The organism is Paraburkholderia sp. (assembly GCF_049581445.1).
Taxonomy (GTDB): domain Bacteria; phylum Pseudomonadota; class Gammaproteobacteria; order Burkholderiales; family Burkholderiaceae; genus Paraburkholderia.
Map to the genome: position 1 here is coordinate 1 of NZ_JBAURZ010000007.1, position 2,481 is coordinate 2,481.

The following is a 2,481-nucleotide window of genomic DNA, read 5'->3' on the forward strand; positions in this document are numbered from 1 at the left end:
CAACCACCCCGGCCGCAAATAGTGTGGACGCGCAGGAACGCGCGATCGCCCAGTTCGGCTGGAAGGATTCACCGGCACCCGCCACACCGCCGGCATCGGCGGCGGCCGCAAGTCACTGAACTCGCAGTGCCGGACACATGCTCAGAAGCCCCGCAATACGCAACACCTTGCAATAGAAAACCGAAACAGAAAACTGACTCAGCGATGCTTCGCGCGTCTCACCGCGCAAGACTGTTCAATCGAGACTGAAAGGTGAAAGACCATGCTCAAGACAATACTGGCGGGGTGGATCGCGGGGTTGCTCGGGTTATTGCTGGCATCAACGATGGCCATGGCCGAGCCCGCGCACTACAAGATCGTCACCGGCCCTGAACGCGGGACCTATATCCAGATCGGCGCCGATCTGGCGAAGTGGGTGGCCGAGCCGGTCGGCATCGATCTCGAGGTTTTGCCCTCCAAGGGCTCAGCGGAAAACGTGCAACGCATGCGCTTCGAACCTGGCGTGAAACTCGCGCTGGTCCAGTCGGACGTGTATCAGGCCTATGTCGATATGGCCAACGCCGGCAACGCCGACGCTGGTATCGCGATCCGGCCGTTGCGCCTGATCATGCCGCTCTACGACGAAGAAATTAACTTCGTGGTACGGGCCGATTCGCCTCTGAAGAACATCAACGAGATCAAGGACAAGGTCATCAGCGTGGGGTTGCTCGGCAGCGGCACCGCGCAGTCCGCCAACACCATCTACCGGTTGATGTTCGGTCAGCCGATCCCGGAACAGAACGTCCAGCACCTGAGCAATGAAGACGCGCTCGCTGCATTGATCGTGAAGAAAATCGACGTGGCGATCATCGTGGTAGGTCAGCCAGCCAAACTCTTTACGGACATGAACCCCGACCTGCTGCAACAACTCCGCTTGCTGCGAGTCGACCCCACGGCGCCGGAAACCGCGCGGGCCAAGCAGGTGTATTTCCCGGCGATCATCCACACCGCGAGCTACCCCAACTGGATCAAGGACGATGTGCCGACCTTCACCGTCAAGGCATTCCTCGTAACCTACGACTACGGCTTGCGCGATACCGTGGTCAACCTCGACCACTTCGCCGATTCGTTGTGCACCAATTTCGATAACCTGCAGGAACACGGTCATCCGAAATGGAAGCAGGTAAAGCTGGAATTGCCCAACCTCGGCCACGGCTGGCAATACTACGCGCCCGTGGAAAAGCGTTTGCGCAGTTGCGTCGCTCGCCGGGCTGCCGGTGTGAATACGGCAGCGCCTGCGGAAACCGCCGACAAGGCACCCGTCAAGAGCAATTGTACGGATGAGGCGCGGGTTCTGATGCTGTGCAAATGAAGGGCTTGCGGGTCGCGTGCTGGGGTGGTTCACGCGTGCGACTGCGCGAGCTCCATCGCCCGTTGTAGCGCTTCGTAGGCTTTCGGCCGGTTGCATTGTGATACGTTAAAACGCAGAAATCCCGTTGCCGATTGCGTCACGCTGAACACGTTGCCGGGCGCCAGCACAATGTTCTCCGCCAGCGCATGCCGCGCGATGTCGGCTGCATCCAGCCCGTCCGGCAAACACGCCCAGACGAACATGCCGGCGCGCGGCCGGGTCCACACTTCAAGGCCCGCCTGGGTCACGCGCCGGATCGTTTCGCCCATGGCATCGGCAAGTTTTGCGCGCATGCCTTCGAGATGGCGCCGGTACGTGCCCTCCACCAGCAGATGATGCACGACGCTCGCCGCCAGTTGGCCGTTGCCGAATGAAGTCGCGAGCTTCAGATCGATCAACGGCTCGATCCAGTCCTCACGCGCCGCGATATAACCGCAACGCGCAGCCGCCGACAGGGTCTTCGAAAAACTGCCGATGGTGATCACGCGCGCGAGGCCATCGAACGCGGCGAGACGCGGCGCAGATTCGGTTTCGAAGTCGGCAAAGATGTCGTCCTCGACGATCAGCAGATCGTGCTCGCCCGCGAGCTTCAGCAGACGGTGCGCGACAGCCGGCGCCAGCGTCGCGCCGGTCGGATTGTGGATGGCCGAATTCGTCACATAAAGACGCGGGCGATGCTCGGCCAGCACGCGCTCGAAGCTCGCCAGATCCGGTCCTTGCGGCGTGTACGGCACGCTGACGATGCGCGCGCGGTGCGCCCGCAACAACGCCTGGAAGTTGAAATAGCACGGATCGTCGATCAGCACCGTGTCGCCCGGCTCCAACAAAAAGCGGCAGACAAGGTCGAGGGCATGGGTGCCGCCGTCGGTCAGGACAATCTGCTGAGGCGTTGCCTCGACACCATGTTGAGCGAGCCGCCACGAGAGTTGCTGACGCAGCGCGGGCAGGCCTGGCGGACTCGCGTAGTCAGCGAGCGACATATGCGGGTCGCGTGCCACCGCACGCAAGGCGCGGCGCAAACCGTCTTCCGGCATCCACGACGCCGGCAGCCATCCGCAGCCCGGTTTGAGCTCCTTCTGCCCGGCTTCCAG

The 2,481-nt window shown here is 62.2% G+C and carries 2 protein-coding genes; one reads left to right on the forward strand and one right to left on the reverse strand.

Annotation, left to right across the window (positions count from 1 at the left end):
- The first annotated feature begins 262 nt into the window (after positions 1-262).
- Positions 263-1,351 (forward strand): TAXI family TRAP transporter solute-binding subunit, encoded by a 1,089-nt coding sequence (locus tag WCA85_RS00225; protein ID WP_424060935.1) that lies wholly within the window; start codon positions 263-265, stop codon positions 1,349-1,351.
- Between the two features lie 29 nt (positions 1,352-1,380).
- Here the strand turns inward: WCA85_RS00225 and WCA85_RS00230 are convergent.
- Positions 1,381-2,481: PLP-dependent aminotransferase family protein (locus WCA85_RS00230; RefSeq protein ID WP_424060936.1), on the reverse strand; the 1,101-nt coding region annotated here is incomplete at its 5' end.

Excerpts from the sequence above, each read along its gene's own strand:
- WCA85_RS00225 (WP_424060935.1), top strand. The coding sequence starts at position 263 with ATGCTCAAGACAATACTGGCGGGGTGGATCGCGGGGTTGCTCGGGTTA.